This is a genomic window from Mesorhizobium montanum, assembly GCF_033977145.1.
GTDB lineage: Bacteria > Pseudomonadota > Alphaproteobacteria > Rhizobiales > Rhizobiaceae > Mesorhizobium > Mesorhizobium montanum.
On the sequence record NZ_JAVIJF010000001.1, the window covers coordinates 456,436 to 474,231 of the forward strand.

Annotated in this window: 16 protein-coding genes; 7 read left to right on the forward strand and 9 right to left on the reverse strand. The window is 64.4% G+C overall.

Features of this window, described 5'->3' with window-relative positions; all coding sequences use genetic code 11:
* Positions 1-30 precede the first annotated feature (30 nt).
* Positions 31-450 (reverse strand): lysozyme inhibitor LprI family protein, encoded by a 420-nt coding sequence (locus RFM68_RS02210; RefSeq protein WP_320230998.1) that lies wholly within the window; start codon positions 448-450, stop codon positions 31-33.
* 241 nt (positions 451-691) lie between these two features.
* Between RFM68_RS02210 and ykgO the strand changes: the two genes are divergently transcribed.
* The 3 genes from ykgO to RFM68_RS02225 all read left to right on the forward strand — a co-directional run bounded on the left by ykgO (position 692) and on the right by RFM68_RS02225 (position 2,772).
* A complete protein-coding gene (ykgO, locus tag RFM68_RS02215) occupies positions 692-817 on the forward strand; it encodes a type B 50S ribosomal protein L36 (RefSeq protein ID WP_006203764.1) in 126 nt (41 codons plus the stop codon).
* 144 nt (positions 818-961) lie between these two features.
* Positions 962-1,582 (forward strand): tetratricopeptide repeat protein, encoded by a 621-nt coding sequence (locus RFM68_RS02220; protein ID WP_320230999.1) that lies wholly within the window; start codon positions 962-964, stop codon positions 1,580-1,582.
* A gap of 212 nt (positions 1,583-1,794) precedes the next feature.
* Positions 1,795-2,772 (forward strand): alpha/beta fold hydrolase, encoded by a 978-nt coding sequence (locus tag RFM68_RS02225; RefSeq protein ID WP_320231000.1) that lies wholly within the window; start codon positions 1,795-1,797, stop codon positions 2,770-2,772.
* Positions 2,773-3,082: 310 nt separating this feature from the next.
* Here RFM68_RS02225 and pyk read toward each other — a convergent pair whose 3' ends face one another.
* Both pyk and RFM68_RS02235 read right to left on the reverse strand, forming a co-directional pair.
* Entirely contained in the window at positions 3,083-4,510 is a 1,428-nt protein-coding gene (gene pyk, locus RFM68_RS02230) for a pyruvate kinase (RefSeq protein ID WP_320231001.1), read from the reverse strand.
* Positions 4,507-4,995 (reverse strand): DUF1036 domain-containing protein, encoded by a 489-nt coding sequence (locus tag RFM68_RS02235; protein WP_320231002.1) that lies wholly within the window; start codon positions 4,993-4,995, stop codon positions 4,507-4,509. Before RFM68_RS02235 ends, pyk begins: the two co-directional genes overlap by 4 nt.
* A gap of 244 nt (positions 4,996-5,239) precedes the next feature.
* Here RFM68_RS02235 and RFM68_RS02240 point away from each other — a divergent pair, with 244 nt between their 5' ends.
* From RFM68_RS02240 to RFM68_RS02250, 3 genes are all read left to right on the forward strand, one after another.
* Positions 5,240-6,037: an N-formylglutamate amidohydrolase gene (locus tag RFM68_RS02240; RefSeq protein ID WP_320231003.1), complete on the forward strand. Its 798-nt coding sequence runs from the start codon at positions 5,240-5,242 to the stop codon at positions 6,035-6,037.
* Between the two features lie 43 nt (positions 6,038-6,080).
* Positions 6,081-6,389, forward strand: a complete 309-nt coding sequence (locus tag RFM68_RS02245; protein WP_320231004.1) for a DUF1244 domain-containing protein — start codon at positions 6,081-6,083, stop codon at positions 6,387-6,389.
* 407 nt (positions 6,390-6,796) lie between these two features.
* Positions 6,797-8,005: an MFS transporter gene (locus RFM68_RS02250; RefSeq protein ID WP_320231005.1), complete on the forward strand. Its 1,209-nt coding sequence runs from the start codon at positions 6,797-6,799 to the stop codon at positions 8,003-8,005.
* A 61-nt stretch (positions 8,006-8,066) separates the two neighbouring features.
* On the opposite strand, the gene RFM68_RS02255 is transcribed toward RFM68_RS02250, so the two are convergent.
* Entirely contained in the window at positions 8,067-8,960 is an 894-nt protein-coding gene (locus tag RFM68_RS02255; RefSeq protein WP_320231006.1) for a LysR family transcriptional regulator, read from the reverse strand.
* Between the two features lie 96 nt (positions 8,961-9,056).
* Here RFM68_RS02255 and RFM68_RS02260 point away from each other — a divergent pair, with 96 nt between their 5' ends.
* On the forward strand, positions 9,057-10,013 hold the full coding sequence (locus RFM68_RS02260) for an SDR family oxidoreductase (protein WP_320231007.1): 957 nt from the start codon (positions 9,057-9,059) through the stop codon (positions 10,011-10,013).
* A 58-nt stretch (positions 10,014-10,071) separates the two neighbouring features.
* On the opposite strand, the gene RFM68_RS02265 is transcribed toward RFM68_RS02260, so the two are convergent.
* From RFM68_RS02265 to RFM68_RS02285, 5 genes are all read right to left on the reverse strand, one after another.
* Complete coding sequence (locus RFM68_RS02265; protein WP_320231008.1) at positions 10,072-10,230, reverse strand: DUF3309 family protein; 159 nt, start codon at positions 10,228-10,230, stop codon at positions 10,072-10,074.
* 95 nt (positions 10,231-10,325) lie between these two features.
* Positions 10,326-13,502: an efflux RND transporter permease subunit gene (locus tag RFM68_RS02270; protein ID WP_320231009.1), complete on the reverse strand. Its 3,177-nt coding sequence runs from the start codon at positions 13,500-13,502 to the stop codon at positions 10,326-10,328.
* Positions 13,503-13,571: 69 nt separating this feature from the next.
* Positions 13,572-14,753 carry an efflux RND transporter periplasmic adaptor subunit gene (locus RFM68_RS02275; protein ID WP_320231010.1) on the reverse strand — a complete coding sequence of 394 codons (1,182 nt, stop codon included), beginning with the start codon at positions 14,751-14,753 and terminating at the stop codon, positions 13,572-13,574.
* Positions 14,754-15,119: 366 nt separating this feature from the next.
* Positions 15,120-16,541: a coniferyl aldehyde dehydrogenase gene (locus RFM68_RS02280; RefSeq protein WP_320231011.1), complete on the reverse strand. Its 1,422-nt coding sequence runs from the start codon at positions 16,539-16,541 to the stop codon at positions 15,120-15,122.
* A gap of 123 nt (positions 16,542-16,664) precedes the next feature.
* On the reverse strand, positions 16,665-17,795 hold the full coding sequence (locus RFM68_RS02285; protein WP_320231012.1) for a patatin-like phospholipase family protein: 1,131 nt from the start codon (positions 17,793-17,795) through the stop codon (positions 16,665-16,667).
* Between the last annotated feature and the right edge of the window lies 1 nt (position 17,796).

Sequence of the window (17,796 nt, forward strand, 5' to 3'; positions counted from 1 at the left end):
AACGCTCCAGCCGTAAGAGCTGACGGCGCCCTACTGCATATCCTGGTCGTCCCCGTCCGGGCTGGCGCAGCTCGTATCGCCTTCCTTGCAGTTTGCGCCGGAAGTGAGCTGCCTGGTGCGCTCATTGGTGAGTTCTGTCAGGCACTGCGACACTTCCATCGGATGGATGGAGCCGCCTTCGCTGTCGGCGGTCGAATAGGCGCATTCGGCGTCGCGGAAAGCGATCCAGGCGCGCTGCGCTGTCTGTAAGAGCTTGTTCGAGGCCGGATCGTTGCGGCCGACAAGATCCTTATAGGCGGCGTTGAGCTTGGCATCGGCCGCCTGGTGGTCGGCATTGGCGCAGATATTCATCATCGACTGGCTGTCGTCATTGCGATCACAGTCCTCGGCAAAGGCAGCGGGAGCGGTTGCCAGAAGGACAAGGCAGACGGACAGAAAGACACGGCGCATGGAGATCTCCAGTCGCTTGAGCGTTGAATCACCATTCCAGTCGTCCTTGAGTCGCGCAATGCCGTGCTGCGTGAATGGCGAATATTTGATGTGAGGCGCCACTTGTGGCATTCGGGCACGCGCACGTGGTTGACACGGGCAAGGCTCCTCGTTTATGAGCCACGCAAGTTCAAAGGCGCGCTTTTTCGGGCGCGCCTTTAAAATTCGGCCCGGGACGGGCCCTGACCGAACAGGCAAGACCATGAAGATCAAGAATTCGCTCAAGGCGCTCAAGGCGCGTCACCGCGACAACCAGCTGGTTCGCCGCAAGGGACGCATCTACATCATCAACAAGACCGCTCCGCGCTACAAGGCGCGTCAGGGCTGAGCCTTTCGCGCAGCTTGATGCATGTCGCCCGAAAGGAAGCGACATGCGGAGAGACCACGCCGCGCTGATGTCGATTGCCGGTTCGCCGGCTCTCTCACGCTAAAATCACTTTGACGATCCGCCGTCCGGGACTAGATTCCGGCGATGCGGATTCGTTTTGCTTGTCTCACCGCCCTTTTGCTGTCCGGCATAGCTTTGCCTGCAGGAGCAGAAAAGGTGCCAGGCGCGCTGCCTCCAGATGCCGCGCCTCCAGCCACGCCGCCGCCGCCGGCCGCTCCGACCAGGCAGGGCCGCCTCGATCAGCTCTTCACCGAGTTGAAGCGCGAGCGCAATGAAAAGGCGGCCGAGCGCATCGCCGGCCGCATCTGGAACGAGTGGAACCAGTCCGGCAGCGCCTCGATCGACCTGATGATGCAATGGGCGCAAAAGGCGACGGAGAACCAGAAATTCGACGTCGCGCTCGATTTCCTCGACCAGGTCGTGACCCTGCAGCCCGACTACGCCGAAGGCTGGAACCGCCGCGCCACCGTGCATTTCATGATGAAGAATTACGGGAAGTCGATGGCCGACATCGACCGCACCCTGCAGCTCGAGCCACGCCATTTCGGCGCGCTCTCGGGTCTCGCCCAGATCATGACCGAGACCGGCCACAAGCAATCGGCGCTCGAAGCCTGGCAGAAGGTGCTGGCGATTTATCCGATGATGCGCAGCGCCCAGAACCAGGTTTCGACGCTTTCCGAAGAGCTGGCCGGCGAAGGCATTTAGGGAATAGGGGTTAGGCACAAGGCAATAGGTGAAGAGATTGCTCCGGGGAACACATCCCCTACCTACTACCTACTACCTACTACCTACTGCCTACTGCCTACTGCCTACTGCCTACTGCCTACTGCCTACTGCCTACTGCCTACTGCCTACTGCCTACTGCCTACTGCCTACTCCCCTAAACTAATCTCCCTCCACTCCCGTACCTCCTCCGCATGAACCTCATCTGCGCCGCCTTCCTCTTCCTCATCGCACTCTTCTTTGCCTTGGCCGGCGTCACCCGGGCAGGCGTCTGGCTGATCGAGCGCCGCAATCCACCCGCCGGCGCGTTCGCCGAGATCGACGGCGCGCGCATCCACTATGTCCATATTCCGGCGCGTGCTGGCGCAGATCTGCCGCCGGTGATCTTCATCCATGGCGCCAGCGCCAACCTCAGGGACCAGATGCTGCCGCTGAAGCCCTTGCTCGAAGGACGCGCCGAGATGCTGTTCCTCGACCGCCCGGGCTTCGGCTGGTCGGAGCGCGGCGACAACGAAACTTTGGCCGCGCAGGCAGATACCATCGCCGCGCTGATGGACCGTCTCCATATTGAGAAAGCCATCATCCTCGCCCATTCCTTCGGCGGCGCCATCACCACGGCCTTCGCCCGCCAGCATCCCGAGAAGACGCTGGGGCTGGTCTTCATCTCGCCCGCCACGCACCCCTGGCCGGGCGGCGCAACCGCGTGGTACTACAAGCTCACCGCCATGCCGGTGGTCGGCTGGCTGTTTTCCGAGACCCTTGCTTATCCGGCCGGCATGCTGCAGATCGGCGATGCGACGGCTTGCGTCTTTTCGCCGAACAGCGTTCCGGACGGCTATGTCGACAAGGCCGCGATCTCCCTGGTGTTGAGGCCGCGCGCGTTCCGCGCCAACGCCCGCGATGTCGCCCAGCTCTACGACTATGTCCGCGCCGCCTCGCTGGGCTACCGCGAGATCAAGGCGCCGACCGTCGTCATCTCAGGCGACCGCGACAAGGTGGTCTACGCCACCATCCATTCCATCGGCCTGGAGCGCGATATTCCCGGTGCCGAGCTGGTCTGGGTCCACAATCTCGGCCACAAGCCCGACTGGATCGCGCCCGACCTGGTGGTCGGCGCCATCGAAAAGGTCGCCGGCGCGCCGGTCGACCTGCACGCGATGGCAGGACCGTAGAGAGCCGTATCGCCGGCGACACGCAGAGCGTCGACAGATGCCCGGAACTCAAGGTGCCGGAAGCGGAGCTTGCGCCAGGCTAAGCTCAAAGGCGAAAGCGCCTAAGGATGTTTTGAGATTCGGGTCAGGCCGAGTCGAAAATGGTGGCTTCCGAGAACCGGCCTACGCCGGCCGTAGCCTTCATAGAGCGGAGACACTTATGAGGGCTTCGGCCGGCGAAGGCCGGAGCGTAGCGTACTCAAAGTACGTGAGCACCGGAAGCGCCGGAAGCCATCATTTGCAGGCCGGCCTCACCCGAATATCACACACCCTAATGCGTCTCCGACCCGACATACGCAATGCGCAGCATATTGGTCGACCCGGGCGTCCTCAGCGGCACGCCGGCGGTGATGATGACTCGGTCGCCGGGCTTGCCGAAACCTTCGTCCAGAGCGATGCGGCAGGCACGGTCGACCATGTCGTCGAGGTCGGTGGCGTCCGGCGAGACGACGCAATGCGTGCCCCACAAGAGCGACAGCCGGCGCGCCGTGTTGACGATCGGCGACAGCGCCACGATCGGCACCTGCGGGCGCTCGCGCGCCGCGCGCAGCCCGGTTGTGCCGGAAGCCGTGTAGGTGATGATCGCCGACAGCTTCAGCGTCTCGGCGATCTCGCGCGCGGCGAGCGAAATCGCGTCGGCGCCGGTTGCTTCCGGTTCCGAGCGCTGCGCGTTGATGATGCCGGCATAGGTCGGGTCGGTTTCGACCTTGGTGGCGATGCGGTTCATCATGGCGACCGCCTCGACCGGATAGGCGCCGGCCGCGGATTCGGCCGAGAGCATGATCGCATCGGCGCCCTCGAACACGGCGATCGACACGTCGGAGACCTCGGCGCGGGTGGGCACCGGCGCGGTGATCATCGATTCCAGCATCTGCGTGGCGACCACCACCGGCTTGCCGGCGCGGCGCGCCGCGCGCGTGATCTGCTTCTGGATGCCGGGCACGGCTTCCAGCGGCATCTCGACGCCGAGATCGCCGCGGGCGACCATCAGCGCGTCGGAGAGTTCGATGATCTCTGCCAGGCGAGCAACCGCCTGCGGCTTTTCGATCTTGGCCATGATCAGCGCGCGGCCGCGCGCGATCTTGCGAGCCTCCGCCAGATCTTCCGGCCGCTGCACGAAGGACAGCGCCACCCAGTCGACGCCGGTGGCGAGCACCGCGTCGAGGTCGGAGCGGTCCTTCTCGGTCAGCGCGCCGACCGGCAGGTCGGTGTCGGGCAGGCTGACGCCCTTCTTGTCGGAAATACCGCTGCCGGCAACGACCGTGCAGGTGATCGACTTGCCGTCGCTCTTCAGAGCCTTCAATTCCAGCTTGCCGTCGTCGATCAAAAGACGATGACCGGCCTCGACCGAGCTCAGGATTTCCGGATGCGGCAGATAAACCCGCTTCGACGTGCCAGGCTCCGGATTGTCGTCGAGCGTGAAGGTTTGTCCTGGCGTCAGCGCTTCCTTGACGTTGGCGAATTTGCCTACCCTGAGCTTCGGACCCTGCAGGTCGGCAAGGATGCCTATCGGCCGGCCGACTGCCGCCTCTACGGCGCGGATGCGGCCGACCAGTGTGCGCATCAGCTCGTGGTCAGTATGGCTCATATTGATGCGGAAGACATCGGCGCCGGCTTCGAAAAGCTTTCTCAGCATTTCCTCGGAGGAGGAAGCCGGACCGATGGTGGCGAGGATCTTGACCTTGCGGTTACGTCTCATTGAGTGTTTGTTCCCGGAGCGGGGGCCGCTGGCGCGCCTCCCGTTGCGGGCTCGTCGGTCAGCTGGACCATCCAGCTGGCCTGCTCGCCCGTGTCATATTCCTGAAAACCGGCGCGCTGAAAGCCCCGGGCGACGCAATCACTCACGCCGGCGATCTTGAACTCTTTTTCGGCGACGCACATGTTGATCGGGCCGTCCCAGCGCCCGCCGCGTTCGGCGTCTTCTGCATAAAGATAGTAAAACCTTGATGACAGCGGACCCTCGATCAGCGTCTTGCAAGTCGATCCTTCGATGTGCCACCAGCCCTCGGTGATCCAGCCGGCCTTGGCGCGATAGCCGATGCCGACGCCCACCAGATTTTGCGTTGCGTTGCAAACGCGGAAGTCGGCGCGGGCCGGCGAGGTCGCGCCAATCGCGCACAATCCCGCGCCGATGATCAGCAACGGCACGGCCAGGTGCTTGCGCAACCGACCGGCAAAACCCATCGCGGATCCCCTTGCGAACCACATTTGCATCTCTCGAAGCCCTTTTCAGCAAACTCCGGTCGCATGTCAACGCGCCGTTTTATTCAATTCCAATCGATTTAGAAGGGCCCGTCGCGCAAATTCTCCTCCAGCCGGGGATTTTTTGCGGAAACCTTGGCCAAACAACGGCATTGCACCGGCGTTCTCTTCGTGGAATGACGATACCACCCTGCCCCGACCTCAGCGAACAGCCCATTTCCTGACGATGACCCGTTCCACAGCTTTCGCGCCATTCGACATTGTCGAGGGCGACCGCAAGAAAGCCATCGTGCTTCTCGCCGATCACGCCCGCCGCGAACTCCCCGAGGAATATGGCAGCCTCGGTTTGCCGGCGGCCGAATTCGACCGCCACATCGCCTATGACATCGGTGTCGAGACGGTGACGCGCGAACTTGCCGCGGCGCTCGACGCGCCTGCCGTGCTTGCCGGCTACTCGCGTCTGTTGATCGACCCCAACCGGGGCGAGGACGATCCGACCATGATCCGTCAGCTCTATGACGGCACGGTGGTGCCGGGAAACTATCCGATTGCCCAGGAGGAACGCGAGCGGCGGCTCGACCGCTTCTACCGGCCCTACCACGACGCCGTCGGCGCGATGATCGCCTCCGTCGCCCACGCCTCGGGCAAAGCGCCGTTCATCTTCTCCGTGCATTCCTTCACGCCGGTGATGCAGGGTTTTGTCCGCCCTTGGCATGTCGGCGTCCTGTGGGACCTCGACGACCGCGTGGCGCGGCCGCTGATCGACATGCTGGCGCAGGACAAGTCCCTCGTCGTCGGCGACAACGAACCCTATGACGGCGCGCTGCGCGGCGACACCATGTTCCGCCATGCCATCGTCAACGGCTATGCCCACGCGCTGATCGAGATCCGCCAGGACCTGATTGCCGACCGTGCCGGCGCTCTCGCCTGGGCCGAACGGCTGGCGCCGATCGTTGACGCAATCGATCGCCGTGCCGATATACATGACGTAAAGATGTTCGGCTCGCGCACCGGGCCAGCATGAAGGGAATTTACGTGAGAAGGCCGACAGGCCGGGAGTTTCCCGAATGACCGAACTCAGCGACGACCAGAAGCGCGACTTCGAGGCAGCCGCTTTCCGCCGGCTGGTGCAGCATCTGCGCGAACGCGGCGATGTCCAGAACATCGACCTGATGAACCTCGCCGGCTTCTGCCGCAACTGCCTGTCCAACTGGTACCGCGAAGCCGCCGACGCCGAAGGCGTGGCGCTGTCGAAGGACCAGTCGCGCGAGATCATTTACGGCATGCCTTATGCCGAATGGCAGGCGCTCAACCAGACCGAGGCGTCGGAAGCCAAGAAGGCCGAGTTCGAAGCAAGGCGCCCGAAGGATCATTGAGGTACTATGCGGCTCGCCCCTGCGGCTTCGTCATTCCAGGGCGGAGCAAGGAGCGAAGCGAAGCGCGCAGACCCTGGAACCCATTCCGTGACGGCTGTCGAAGAGCGCAGCGGCCCAAAAAGAGGATGCATACCACTGACGCTGCGGTGCCAAAGCCTGCACCACTGCGACGCCTCGAAGCCACACACAGGATCCTCGGGTCTGCGCGCGTCGGTTCGCTCCTTGCTCCGCCCGTGGATGACGAACGCGGAAGCGTTTCCGCCAACCTCGAAAGCCGCGGCGTACCTCGAGCGAGGCCGACCCGGTCGCTCACCTGGTCCAAGCACTTCCCGAACGCGGTTCTTGACCGCCGATTGAATCGATCTAATTTGCCGCGCAAAGCCCATTGACGCAGCGGATTTCAGACCATGAGCGTGCAAACCACGATGCAGGCCGCGACGCGCGGCCGCTGGGCCGTCGCCGGCATTTTCCTCGCCAATGGTTTTCTCACCGGCAGCTGGGCGCCGCAGATCCCAGTGTTCCTGACCAGGCTGGACATTACCAAATTCTCCCTTGGCCTGCTGATCCTTCTGTTCGGCGTCGGGGCGGTCATTGCCATGACCTGGTGCGGTCATCTCATCTCCAGGCACGGCTCGCGCACCGTGCTGCGCTGGTTCGGCATCTGCGGCAGCTTCGGCTTGTTGATCGTATCGCTTGCACCCAATGTGCCGCTGGCAGCAATTGCCATGCTCATCTTCGGCGGCTCGATCGGCGGCATGGACGTCGCGATGAACTCGAACGCCGTGGTGGTGGAAAGAAAACTCTCCCGCGCGATCATGTCGTCCTCGCACGGCTTCTGGAGCCTCGGCGGCTTCGCCGGCGGCGCGCTCGGTGGTTATTCGATCCAGAACCACGGCTATCTTCCCCATGCCATCGCGGTGACGGTGATCGCCTTTGCCGTCATCGCCTTTGCCATTCGTCATCTCGTCGCCGAGGACCGGCCGCAGGCCGTCGAGCATCGGAAATTCACGCTGCCGCGGCACTCGGCCGTCTATCTGGTCGGGCTGATGGCGCTGCTCACCATGGTCTCCGAGGGCGCGGTGCTCGATTGGGCGGCGCTGTTCCTGCATCAGGAGCTGGGCGCCGACCTCGCGGTCGCCGGCCTCGCCTATGCCGCCTTCTCCGGCGTCATGGCGCTGATGCGCTTCCTGGGCGACGGCGTGCGCAACCGCTTCGGCGCGGTGGCCACGCTGCGCGGCTCGGCGCTCGCCGCGGCCGCCGGCATGCTGGTCGCCGGCCTCTCGCCCTCGCCTTACCTCGCCATTGCCGCTTTCGCCTTTTGCGGCTTCGGCATTGCCAACATGGTGCCGATCCTCTTCTCCGCCGGCGGCAACCAGGAAGGCATGTCGTCTGGCACCGGCATGAGCGTCGTTACCACGATGGGCTATTCCGGCATATTGGTGGCGCCCTCGGCGATCGGCTTCGTCGCCGAGCATTCGAGCTTCGGCCCGATCTTCATCGCGCTGTCCGGACTGCTGGTCATCGTGCTGTTGATGGCCGGCCTCGCTCACCGGGCCGAATTCGCCCCCGAGCCGGATGATTTCAGGTCGGATCGACCTGAAATCATCCGGCTCTAGAATCAGAGAAATAGAGCATGATGTCGTCCGAAAACTGCTTCACACTTTTCGGCATCATGCTCTAGCCGGCGCCAGCGGAGTAGCGCTTCAACTCCTCATGCAGGAAATCCGCCACCCGGCGGATGCGCATGCTGGTGCGCACATCGCGATGCATGGCGAGCCAGACCGGCAGGTTGGGCAGAGGTACCTCCGGAAACAGCTTCTCCAGATCCGGATCGGCATCGGCCAGCGGCTCCTGGCCGATGCCGATGCCGTTGCCGGTCCGCACCGCCTCCCACAGCACGATCTGGTTGTCGGTCCTGAAGCGGAAGTGGCTGCGGCCGACCGGAATGCCGAACGAGGTGAAGCCGCGAATGATCTCGTCGCTGCGGTCGAAGCCGACCAAAGCGTGATCGGCAAGGTCGGCGGGTTTCTCGGGACGGCCGCGCCGGCCGAGATAGGTGCTGGCCGCACATAGGCAGAGTGGAATATCGGTGACCTTGCGCGCCACCAGTTCGTTCTGCGCCGGCCTGACCATGCGGATGGCGATGTCGGCATCGCGGCGCAGCAGGTTCTCGACCTGATTGGAGGCGACGACCTCCACCTCGATGCCCGGCTCTTCCTCGCCAAGCCGGGACATCATGTCCGGCAACACAAAGGCGGCGACCACCTCTGAGGCTGCAATGCGCACCGTGCCCTCGATCGCTTCGACCGAACTCAGCGCCAGCAGCGAAAAGGCATTGGCTTGCTCGCCGACCGCCCGACCGCGCTCGTAGAGCGTGCTGCCGGCTTCCGTCAGTTCATAGCCGCGCCGCCCGCGCCGGAACAGGATGACGCCGAGCGCCTGCTCCAGTTCGGCAATATGGCGGCCGAGCGTCGGCTGGCTGGCAGCAAGCCTGCGCGCTGCCGCCGAAAGGCTGCCGGTCTCGGCGACCGCGACGAAGCTCTTGATCAGGTTCCAGTCGAATTCTTTCATTCATTTTTGAATAATAGAGCGCCGATCTAAGTCAATTTCAATTCGCCCGTGAAGGCATCAGATTAGCCGGGCAAACACAGACAACGGAGAGAACAAATGACCAAGATCGCCATCCTCGGTGCCAATGGCCGGCTCGGCCGGGTGGTTGGCAAGGCTTTCATCGACGCCGGCTTCGACGTCCGCGCCGTCACCCGCACCGGCAAGGTACCGGCGGAACTCAAGGGCGCCACGGCGGTTGCCGGCGACGCACTGGACCGCGCCTCCCTGATCCGCGCCACAGAAGGCGTCGACATCATCTTCAATGGCCTGAACCCGATCTACACCGACTGGGGCAAGTGCCTGCCGATGGCCGAGAACGTCATGGCCGCCTGCCGCGCGAACAACACGCTGCATCTCTTCCCGGGCACGGTCTACAATTACGGCTCGCCGATGCCGCAGGTGATCACAGAAGAGACGCCGTTCCATCCGACCACCGAAAAGGGCCGCATCCGCTGCGCCATGGAAGACCTGTTCCGCGGCGAGGCCGAAGCCGGCCGGGTCCGCACCATTGTCCTCCGTGCGGGCGATTTCTTCGGCGGCACCGGCAGCGGCTCCTGGTTCGACCTCGTCGTCGCCGCCAAGATGGAGAAGGGCGTCTACACCGCGCCCGGCCCGGCCGACCTTACCCATGAATGGGCCTACCTGCCGGACTTCGCCGTCGGCTTCGTCGGCTTGGCGCGCAACCTCGACAAGCTCGGCTTCTACGAGGCCATCAATTTTCGCGGCCACGCCATCACCGACCTCGACATGAAGGCCGCGGCCGAGAAGGCGCTGGGACGCAAGCTGAAGCTCAGCTTCATGCCCTGGTGGGTGCTGCGCGCCGGCAGCCCGTTCGTGGCCATGTGGCGCGAGATCGTCTCGATGTCCTATCTGCGCTTCGAGGCGCACCGGCTGGTCTCGACGCGGCTGGAGGAGGTCATCGGCAAAATCCCCCACACCCCGCTCGACCAGGCGGTGAAGGAGGCGCTGCAGGATATCGGTATTGCCGCGGAGCCTGCGCGCCAGGCCGCCTGATCGAACGCACCGAACTGAAACGGTCGGGCCTCGAGGCCCGGCCATGGATGGTTGAGGATCAAATTCGGCCCAACAGCAACATAATCAGCAGAATGACCAGAATTACGCCAACGATCCCCGACGGGCCGTAGCCCCAGGCGCGCGAATGCGGCCATGCCGGCACGGCGCCGATCAGGATCAGGACCAGGATGATTACGAGAATTGTGCCGATCGTCATGAAAGGCCCTCGCCATATGGTTGAATATGAGAGGACAATGAAAAAGCCGCCCGGTTGTTCCGGGCGGCTTTTGTCGTCGGGCTTCGAAAAGCGCCCTATTCCGCGGCTTTCGGGAAGGCGACCGCCGGCTCGGCGCCGGCCTCGTTGGCCGGTTCGTCGATCGCTACCTTGCCCTTGCCGCGACGGAACAGGCGGCTGAACAGGCTGCGCCGCGCGCCGGGCTTCACCTTGGCGCGGGTGAACACCATCAGCATCGACGGCGTCACCACCAGCGTCAGCAGCGTAGCGAAGGACAGGCCGAAGACGATCGCCGAGGACAGCGAAATCCACCACTGCGTCGATGGAGCGTTGATCGTCGTCTCGTGATGGAAGATTTCCAGGCCGAGGCCGAAAGCGATCGGCAGCACGCCGAGGATGGCCGACACCGCCGTCAGCACCACCGGCCGGGCGCGCTCGCGACAGGTCTGCAGCACCGCCTCCATCTTGTCCCAGCCCTCCTCGCGCAGCCGGTCATAGGTGTCGATGAGCACGATGTTGTTGTTCACCACCACGCCGGCGAGCGCGATCACGCCGATGCCCGACATGACGATGCCGAAAGCCTCGCCCGTCAGAAGCAATCCGAGGAACACGCCGATCGTCGCCATGACCACGCAGGACAGGACAAGCCACACGCTGGTGAACTTGTTGAACTGCGCCAGCAGCACCAGGAAGATCAGGAAGAGCGCCGCGCCGAAGGCCTTGCCGAGGAAGGCGCTGGCCTCCGCGCTATCCTCGTTGGAGCCGGCCAGCTTCCAGCGGATGCCGCTGCCGAGATCCATATCGGCGACGGCCTTGGTGACCTGCTCCTGCACCGCCGCGACCTGCGCGCCGGCGTTGACATTGGCCTGCACGACAACGGTGCGCGCGCCGTCGATGCGGTTCAGGATGCCGACGGTCGGCTCGGGCTTGCGCACGACGAAGTTCGAGATCGGCACCGACCCTTGCGAGGTCTGCACGCGGAGCTCATCGAGCGTCGATAGCGTGCGCCGGTCTTCGGGCAGGCGGAGCCGGATGTCGACCGCCTTGTCGGCTCCGGCCGGCCGGTATTCCGACAGCTTGAGCCCGTTGGTAACCAATTGCACCACGGTACCGACCGACGTCGGGCTGATGCCGTATTGCGCCGCCTTGGCGCGGTCCACCTCGAGCGCCCAGTCGACGCCGGGCGGCGGCAGGCCGTCGGAAATGTCGATGACGTTGGGCACCTTGGCGATCCGCGCCGCCACCGCGCGCGCCTTATCGTCGAGCCCGGCCGGGTCGGCGGCCGACAGCCTGATCTGGATCGGCTTGCCGGTCGGCGGCCCGGCTTCCGGCACGCGCACCTCGACATCGACGCCGGGAATGCCCGCCATCACCGCGCGCAGATCGTCGAGGATCTGATTGGCCGATTTGCGCTCGCGCCAGTCGACGAACTCGTACTGGATCACGCCGACGACGTCTTCGGGGATGTCCTGGCCGCCGCCTTGCGTCTTGCCGACGCGCGTATAGACCGACTTCACGCCCGGCCAGCCGAGCAGACGGTTTTCCGCCGTCTTCGTCGCCACGTCCATTTCGGCAAGCGAAAGATTGCCGCGGGCATGCACATAGAGCAGGCCGTAATCCGGTTCGACGCTGGGGAAGAACTCGACGCCCGCGCCATATTTCGAATAGGCGAAGCCGACGCCGACCAGAAGGGCGACGGTGAGCAGGATGACGGTGACCGGGAAGCGCACCGCCTGCTTGACCAGCCCCATGTACCAGCCGTCGCGATGATCCTCCTCGTGATGCTTGGGCGCCTTGGCGAAGATGGCGCCCAGCGTCGGCGCGAAGACCAGCGCGTAGAGCATCGAGGCCGACAGCGTCACGATCAGCGTGATCGGCATATACTTCATGAAGTCGCCGATGATGCCGGGCCAGAACAGCAGCGGTGAGAAGGCGGCGATACGCGTCATCGTTGCCGCGATGACCGGGCCGGCCATGCGCTTGGCGGCCAGAGCGAAGGCGTCCGCCTTCGGCATGCCCTCGCTCATGCGCCGTTCCGCGAATTCGGTGACGATGATGGCGTCGTCCACCAGCATGCCGACGGCCAGGATGAGGCTGAACAGCACGATCATGTTGATCGTGTAGCCCATCATGGCAAGCAGCAGGATGCCCATCAGGAACGACGACGGGATGGCAAGCCCGATAAGCAGCGAGGCCCGGCCCGACAGCGCATAGAGGATGACGATGAACACCAGGATGACCGCGATCATCACATGGTTCTGCAGGTCGCCCAGCAACTGGTTCACGAAGACCGACTTGTCCTGCGTGTAGGTGACGTGCATGCCTTCCGGCATCGTCTTGATGAAGGTGTCGGACACCTGCCTGACATGGGTCAGCGTGTCGATCAGATTGGCGCCGATGCGCTTCTTCACTTCGATGGCGATGGCCGGCCTGCCGTCGAGGCGGGTGACCGTCTCGGCGTCCTTGAAGGTGGAGCGGATGGTGGCGACGTCCTTGGCCTGCACCACGGCATTCGGCGTGGCGACCACCGGCAGGTTGGCGACGTCCTCCGGCGTCACGATCAGCGACGGCACCTTGACCGCGTATTTGCCCTCCGAGCCTTCGAGATTGCCGGCCGCGACCAAGCTGTTGGAGGAAGCGACGCCCTGGATCACCTGGTCGAGCTGCAGCCCGTAGGAGGAGAGCTTCACCGGATCGATCACGACCTCGACGAGGTCGTCGCGCGCCCCCTGCAGCGAGCCCTCCAAAACGCCCGGCACTTCCTCGATGCGGTCGCGCAGTTCGCGCGCGGCGGAAGTCAGCACGCGCTCAGGCACATCGCCTGAAAGCGTGACGACGAGGACCGGGAATTCCGAGACGTTGACCTCGTTGACCGTCGGCTCCTCGGCCGCCTGGGGCAGATCCGCCTTGGCGTCCTGCACCTTGCTGCGCGTATCCTGCAGCGCCGTCGCGAGGTCGGTCTGCGGCTGGAATTCGACCAGCACATAGCCGCCGCCCTGGAAGGCGGCCGAGCGCATTTCCTTGAGCCCCTTGAGGCTCTTGAGTTTGCTCTCCATCGGCCTCAGCAGCAGGCGCTCGGAATCCTCCGGCGAGATGCCCTGATAGATCAGGCTGACATACATCATCGGGATCGGAACGTCGGGCTCCGCTTCCTTTGGTGTCGATTGATAGGCGACCCAGCCTGCGACCAGCAGGAACATCAACGCCGATATTGTGAGGCGGGCGTTGTTGATGGCGAGTCTGACGATATCCATGACTTCGGCCTGTTATTTTCGGGCTGCGAACTGGCCGCCGGGCGGGGCCCGGCAAAGGCGCGTCGTGCTTTATTGCGTGCCGGCGGTGGCTTCGCCGATCAGCTTGTTGATGGTCGCCTGGTCGGCCTCGACGGGCTTCACCAGGTCGCCTTCCTTCACCAGCTCCTGGCCGGCGACGATGATGCGCGCGTCTTGCGGGATGCCGCCGAGCACCAGGCCGTGCGGCGTGTCGTCGACCAGGTCGATCGGGAAGAACGCCACCTTGCCGTCCTTGCGGACGGCGCGGATGCCGAGGTCGCCCTTGTCGCCCAGCGTCACCACCGAGCGCGGCAGCATGACCGCATTGGTCGGCTCGGCGCTGAGCGCGATCTCGGCCGTCATGCCGGCGGGAATCGAGCCGTCGCCATTGGGTATCGCCACCTCGACGCGGAAGGTGCGGGTCTGCGAAGAGGCATCGCGGCTGATGTAGCGAACGGTGCCGGTGACCTTCTGGTCGTTGACGAGACGCACATCGGCTTCGTCGCCGATCTTGACATAGCGCAGGTCGCGCTCGCTGATCTCGCCGCGAGCGATCACCGGATCGAGCTTGAGGATCGTCGCCACCTCGCCGCCCTGCATCACCGAGCTGCCGAGCTCCACCGGAATGCGGTCGATCACGCCGTCGAACGGCGCCTTGACCTCGTTGCGGTCGAGTTCGGCCTGCGCGGTATCCAGCTGGGATTGCGCCAGGGTCAGATTGGAGCGAGCGGTATCGAGCTGCAGTTTCGGCAGGTTGCCGGTCTTGGCCAGCCGCTCTGCGGCATCGAGTTCGGCCTTGCGTTGCACGACAAGCTGCTTGGCGTTGTCGACCATCGAGATCTTTTCCTCGGCCGCGAGCATCAGCACCAGGTCGCCGGTCTTGACGTGATCGCCCTGCTTGACCGGCAGCTTTTCGATGACGCCGGCGACTCGCGTCGCCAGCACGGCGCGTTTGTCGGCCTCGGTCAGGCCGGAGATGCGGATGGCGCGTGCATAGGTCTTGCGCGGCGGCGTCACCACCGCGACGGTACGCGGCGCGGCCTTGGGCTCGGCCTGCACCGTGTTCGGCTTCGCGGCTCCCGGCTTCCCGGCGTCAGCTTGCGCCGGCTTGCCGGCGTCAGCGTGCTTGTCGGCGGCGCTGCCGACGGACGAAAACGCGCCCGTTCCCATCCAGGCCGCGAATCCGATGAGCACAGCGATGGCTGCAAGCTTGTGAAACCTGATTTTCGGCATCGTCATTTTTCCGTTGCAGGACCTGGCGAGGTCGGCGCCTCCGACTTCGGGCGCGCGGCCGATATGGGTGTGCGCGGGGCCTAGTTCAATTTGCCGTGATCGGCGAAAGCGCGCTTCTACCTTAAAGTTGCGGCGCAATATAGTCAGAAAAGTTACGAGAGCATTGCGCCGTGGAATGCATTACCTCGACAAATACCGGCTTTTCCGCCAGCCGGCTGCCGCTTTTGCTGGCGCGCCGACAGTTTTTCCCAGATTTCCCCGAGGTTACTGGCAGCAGCCGTCAGGATGATGCAAAAATCTTCCATACGCGACGGCGATTGCCTGATTGGAGCGCGGTTCCGCCCTGCCCTGTTGGGGCTGAAGCTGTCAAGTGATGAGCTTCAGCAACCGGAAGATCCGCTCGAAGGTCCTGCCATAGGGCGGGCGGAGCAGGCCGCCGGCGCTGAGCTTCGACTGGATGAAGATCGGCTTTTCCTTGCTGAAAGTACGAAAACCCCATTCGCCGTGATAGGCCCCCATGCCGCTGTCGCCGACGCCGCCGAAGGGCTGCCGCTCCTGCACCAGATGCATCATGCAGTCATTGACCGTGACGCCGCCGGCGACGGTTTCCTGCATTACCCTTTGGCGATTGGCGCTATCGCTGCCGAACCAGTAGAGCGCCAGCGGACGCTCGCCCCGGTTCACATGATCGACGGCCTCGGCCACCGTGCCATATTCGACGATCGGCAGCACCGGCCCGAAAATCTCCTCGCGCATAAGCCGCAGATTCTCACCGGCATTGCGGACCAGCACGGGCGCCATCTTGCGGTCGGTGACCCCCAGCTTCTCGTTCCCAGGATTGACCTCGGTGATTTCGGCGCCGCTGTCGCGCGCCTCGGCGACCATGTCGTTCAGCCGCCGATGATGCCGCTCGCTGACGATCGCAGTATAGTCGGGATTGTCCTTCAGGCGCGGATAGAGCTTCGCCATGGCGACGGCGAACTTCGCTACAATCGCTGTGCCCTGGCCTTGGGGGACCATGAGATAGTCCGGCGCGATGCAGGTCTGGCCGGCATTGAGCAGCTTGCCATAGGCGACGCTGGCGACCGCCGCGTCGAGATCGCAGGACGGGTCGAAGATCGCCGGCGACTTGCCGCCAAGCTCGAGCGTCACCGGCGTCAGATTGGCGGCGGCGGCCAGCGCCACCTGGCGGCCGACAGCGGTCGAGCCGGTGAACAGGAGGTGGTCGAAAGGCAGGGACACGAACGCCTTGCCGACCTCGGCGTCGCCGACCATTACGCTCACCTCGTCGGCGGCGAAATATTTCTCCACGAGGCTGGCGAGCAAGTCCGAAAACTTCGGCGTCAGCTCGGACGGCTTGAGCAGCACGCGGTTGCCTGCCGCGAGTGCCGCGGTCGCCGGCGCGACGGCAAGCTGGAAAGGATAGTTCCAGGGCGACACGATGCCGACGACGCCGAGCGGCTGCGGCAACAGGCGGTTGCGGCCGGGCAGAAACGGCAGGCTGGTGACGATGCCGCGCTCACGCATCCAGCCGCGCAGATGCGACAGCGCATGCCTGATGCCGGCGCGCACGACGAACAATTCGGCAAGCCGCGTTTCCTGTGCCGAGCGGGCGGAAAAATCACTGTCGATCGCCGCGCAGATCTCGGCCTCGTGCTTTTCGGTGAGCGCCAGCAGGCGGTTCAGCCGGTCCCTGCGCACGTCCAGCGTCGGGAACGGCTCCTTCTCGAAGGCCCTGCACTGCGCTTCAAACCTGACCCCGAGAGCGTTCTGTCCGGTCTGCAGCATCGCTACCTCCCCTTTACGTCCAGGTAAGCTACTCGCCCGGCGTGGGCGAATCCAGCGCATCGCCGGTTCCGCGAGGGAAGGTTTAGCGCAAGCTAAAATGCATGTGAGGCGTGAGGAAGCGGTCTAAGCGCGGCGACGTGTTGCTTCCGGGTTCAGCCGCGCGGCCAGGAATTCCTTGACGCGGCGGCCCGGCGCCGGGCCGCGCACCGGCTTGAAGCCGTCGTCGAGTTCGCCCGACAGGTCGAGCGTCGCTTGGCTGCCGACGGCGTCGTAATTCTCCTCCAGCCAGTCGCTGGCCGCACTTCGGCCAAGGTCGCGCAGATAGGCGATAAAGGCCCATTCGGCATTGACCTTGGACGACGCCGAGAGGTCCTTGAACGCCTCGTCGGCATCGATGCGGTGCATGCGGATGTCGCGATATTCGCCATGCGGCAGGCGTTCGGCCGCGATCAGTTCCTTGACGAAGGCGATCGAGCGGAATTCGCGCAGCAGCCCGGCGTTGAAGGTGATCTCGTCGATGCGGTTCTGGATCTCGTTGGCGCTTTTCGGTGTGCCTTCGCGCACCACGGGATTGATCTGCACCAGAAGCACGTCCTCGGTCGCCGCCGTCTTGAAGAAAGGAAAGAGCGCCGGATTGCCGCCATAGCCGCCATCCCAATAGGGCACGCCCTTGATCTCGACCGCCTGGAACAACTGCGGCAGGCAGGCCGAGGCCATCACCGTGTCGAGGTCGATCTCGCCGTCGGAGAAGACGCGCAGCTGTCCGGTCTCGACATTGGTCGCCGAGATGAACAGCTCCATCGACTTGCAGGCGCGCACGTTTTTGAAGTCGATCTCCTTCTCCACCACGTCGCGCAGCGGATTGAGGCCGAGCGGATTGGCGACATAGGGCGAAAACACCCGCGACATCGTGTCGAAGAAGACGTAGCCGGGCGTGTTCTCGATCGACCAGTTGCCCCAGGCGACGTCCCAGGGCATGCGCTGCACCGGGCTGAAACGGCCCTTCGAGGCCACCGCCCGCCACAAATGGTCGAGCTTTCGGCGCGCGCCCTCGATTCCGCCGCGCACGAAGCCGTCGGCGAGCGCCACCGCGTTCATGGCACCTGCGCTGGTGCCGGACACGGCCGCGATCTCCAGCCGCCCATCTTCCAGCAGACGGTCGAGCACGCCCCAGGAAAAGGCGCCATGCGAGCCGCCGCCCTGGAGGGCTACGTTGATCTTCTTCTTTTCCTCCGCCTTGCCGTTCTTCGCCATG

Coding starts and splice junctions, on each gene's coding strand:
- RFM68_RS02210 (WP_320230998.1), bottom strand. CDS start 450: ATGCGCCGTGTCTTTCTGTCCGTCTGCCTTGTCCTTCTGGCAACCGCT.
- ykgO (WP_006203764.1), top strand. CDS start 692: ATGAAGATCAAGAATTCGCTCAAGGCGCTCAAGGCGCGTCACCGCGAC.
- RFM68_RS02265 (WP_320231008.1), bottom strand. CDS start 10,230: ATGACGATCGGCACAATTCTCGTAATCATCCTGGTCCTGATCCTGATC.
- RFM68_RS02245 (WP_320231004.1), top strand. CDS start 6,081: ATGACCGAACTCAGCGACGACCAGAAGCGCGACTTCGAGGCAGCCGCT.
- pyk (WP_320231001.1), bottom strand. CDS start 4,510: ATGAGACGTAACCGCAAGGTCAAGATCCTCGCCACCATCGGTCCGGCT.
- RFM68_RS02240 (WP_320231003.1), top strand. CDS start 5,240: ATGACCCGTTCCACAGCTTTCGCGCCATTCGACATTGTCGAGGGCGAC.
- RFM68_RS02225 (WP_320231000.1), top strand. CDS start 1,795: ATGAACCTCATCTGCGCCGCCTTCCTCTTCCTCATCGCACTCTTCTTT.
- RFM68_RS02275 (WP_320231010.1), bottom strand. CDS start 14,753: ATGCCGAAAATCAGGTTTCACAAGCTTGCAGCCATCGCTGTGCTCATC.
- RFM68_RS02255 (WP_320231006.1), bottom strand. CDS start 8,960: ATGAAAGAATTCGACTGGAACCTGATCAAGAGCTTCGTCGCGGTCGCC.
- RFM68_RS02280 (WP_320231011.1), bottom strand. CDS start 16,541: ATGCTGCAGACCGGACAGAACGCTCTCGGGGTCAGGTTTGAAGCGCAG.
- RFM68_RS02220 (WP_320230999.1), top strand. CDS start 962: ATGCGGATTCGTTTTGCTTGTCTCACCGCCCTTTTGCTGTCCGGCATA.
- RFM68_RS02250 (WP_320231005.1), top strand. CDS start 6,797: ATGAGCGTGCAAACCACGATGCAGGCCGCGACGCGCGGCCGCTGGGCC.
- RFM68_RS02235 (WP_320231002.1), bottom strand. CDS start 4,995: ATGGGTTTTGCCGGTCGGTTGCGCAAGCACCTGGCCGTGCCGTTGCTG.
- RFM68_RS02285 (WP_320231012.1), bottom strand. CDS start 17,795: ATGGCGAAGAACGGCAAGGCGGAGGAAAAGAAGAAGATCAACGTAGCC.
- RFM68_RS02260 (WP_320231007.1), top strand. CDS start 9,057: ATGACCAAGATCGCCATCCTCGGTGCCAATGGCCGGCTCGGCCGGGTG.
- RFM68_RS02270 (WP_320231009.1), bottom strand. CDS start 13,502: ATGGATATCGTCAGACTCGCCATCAACAACGCCCGCCTCACAATATCG.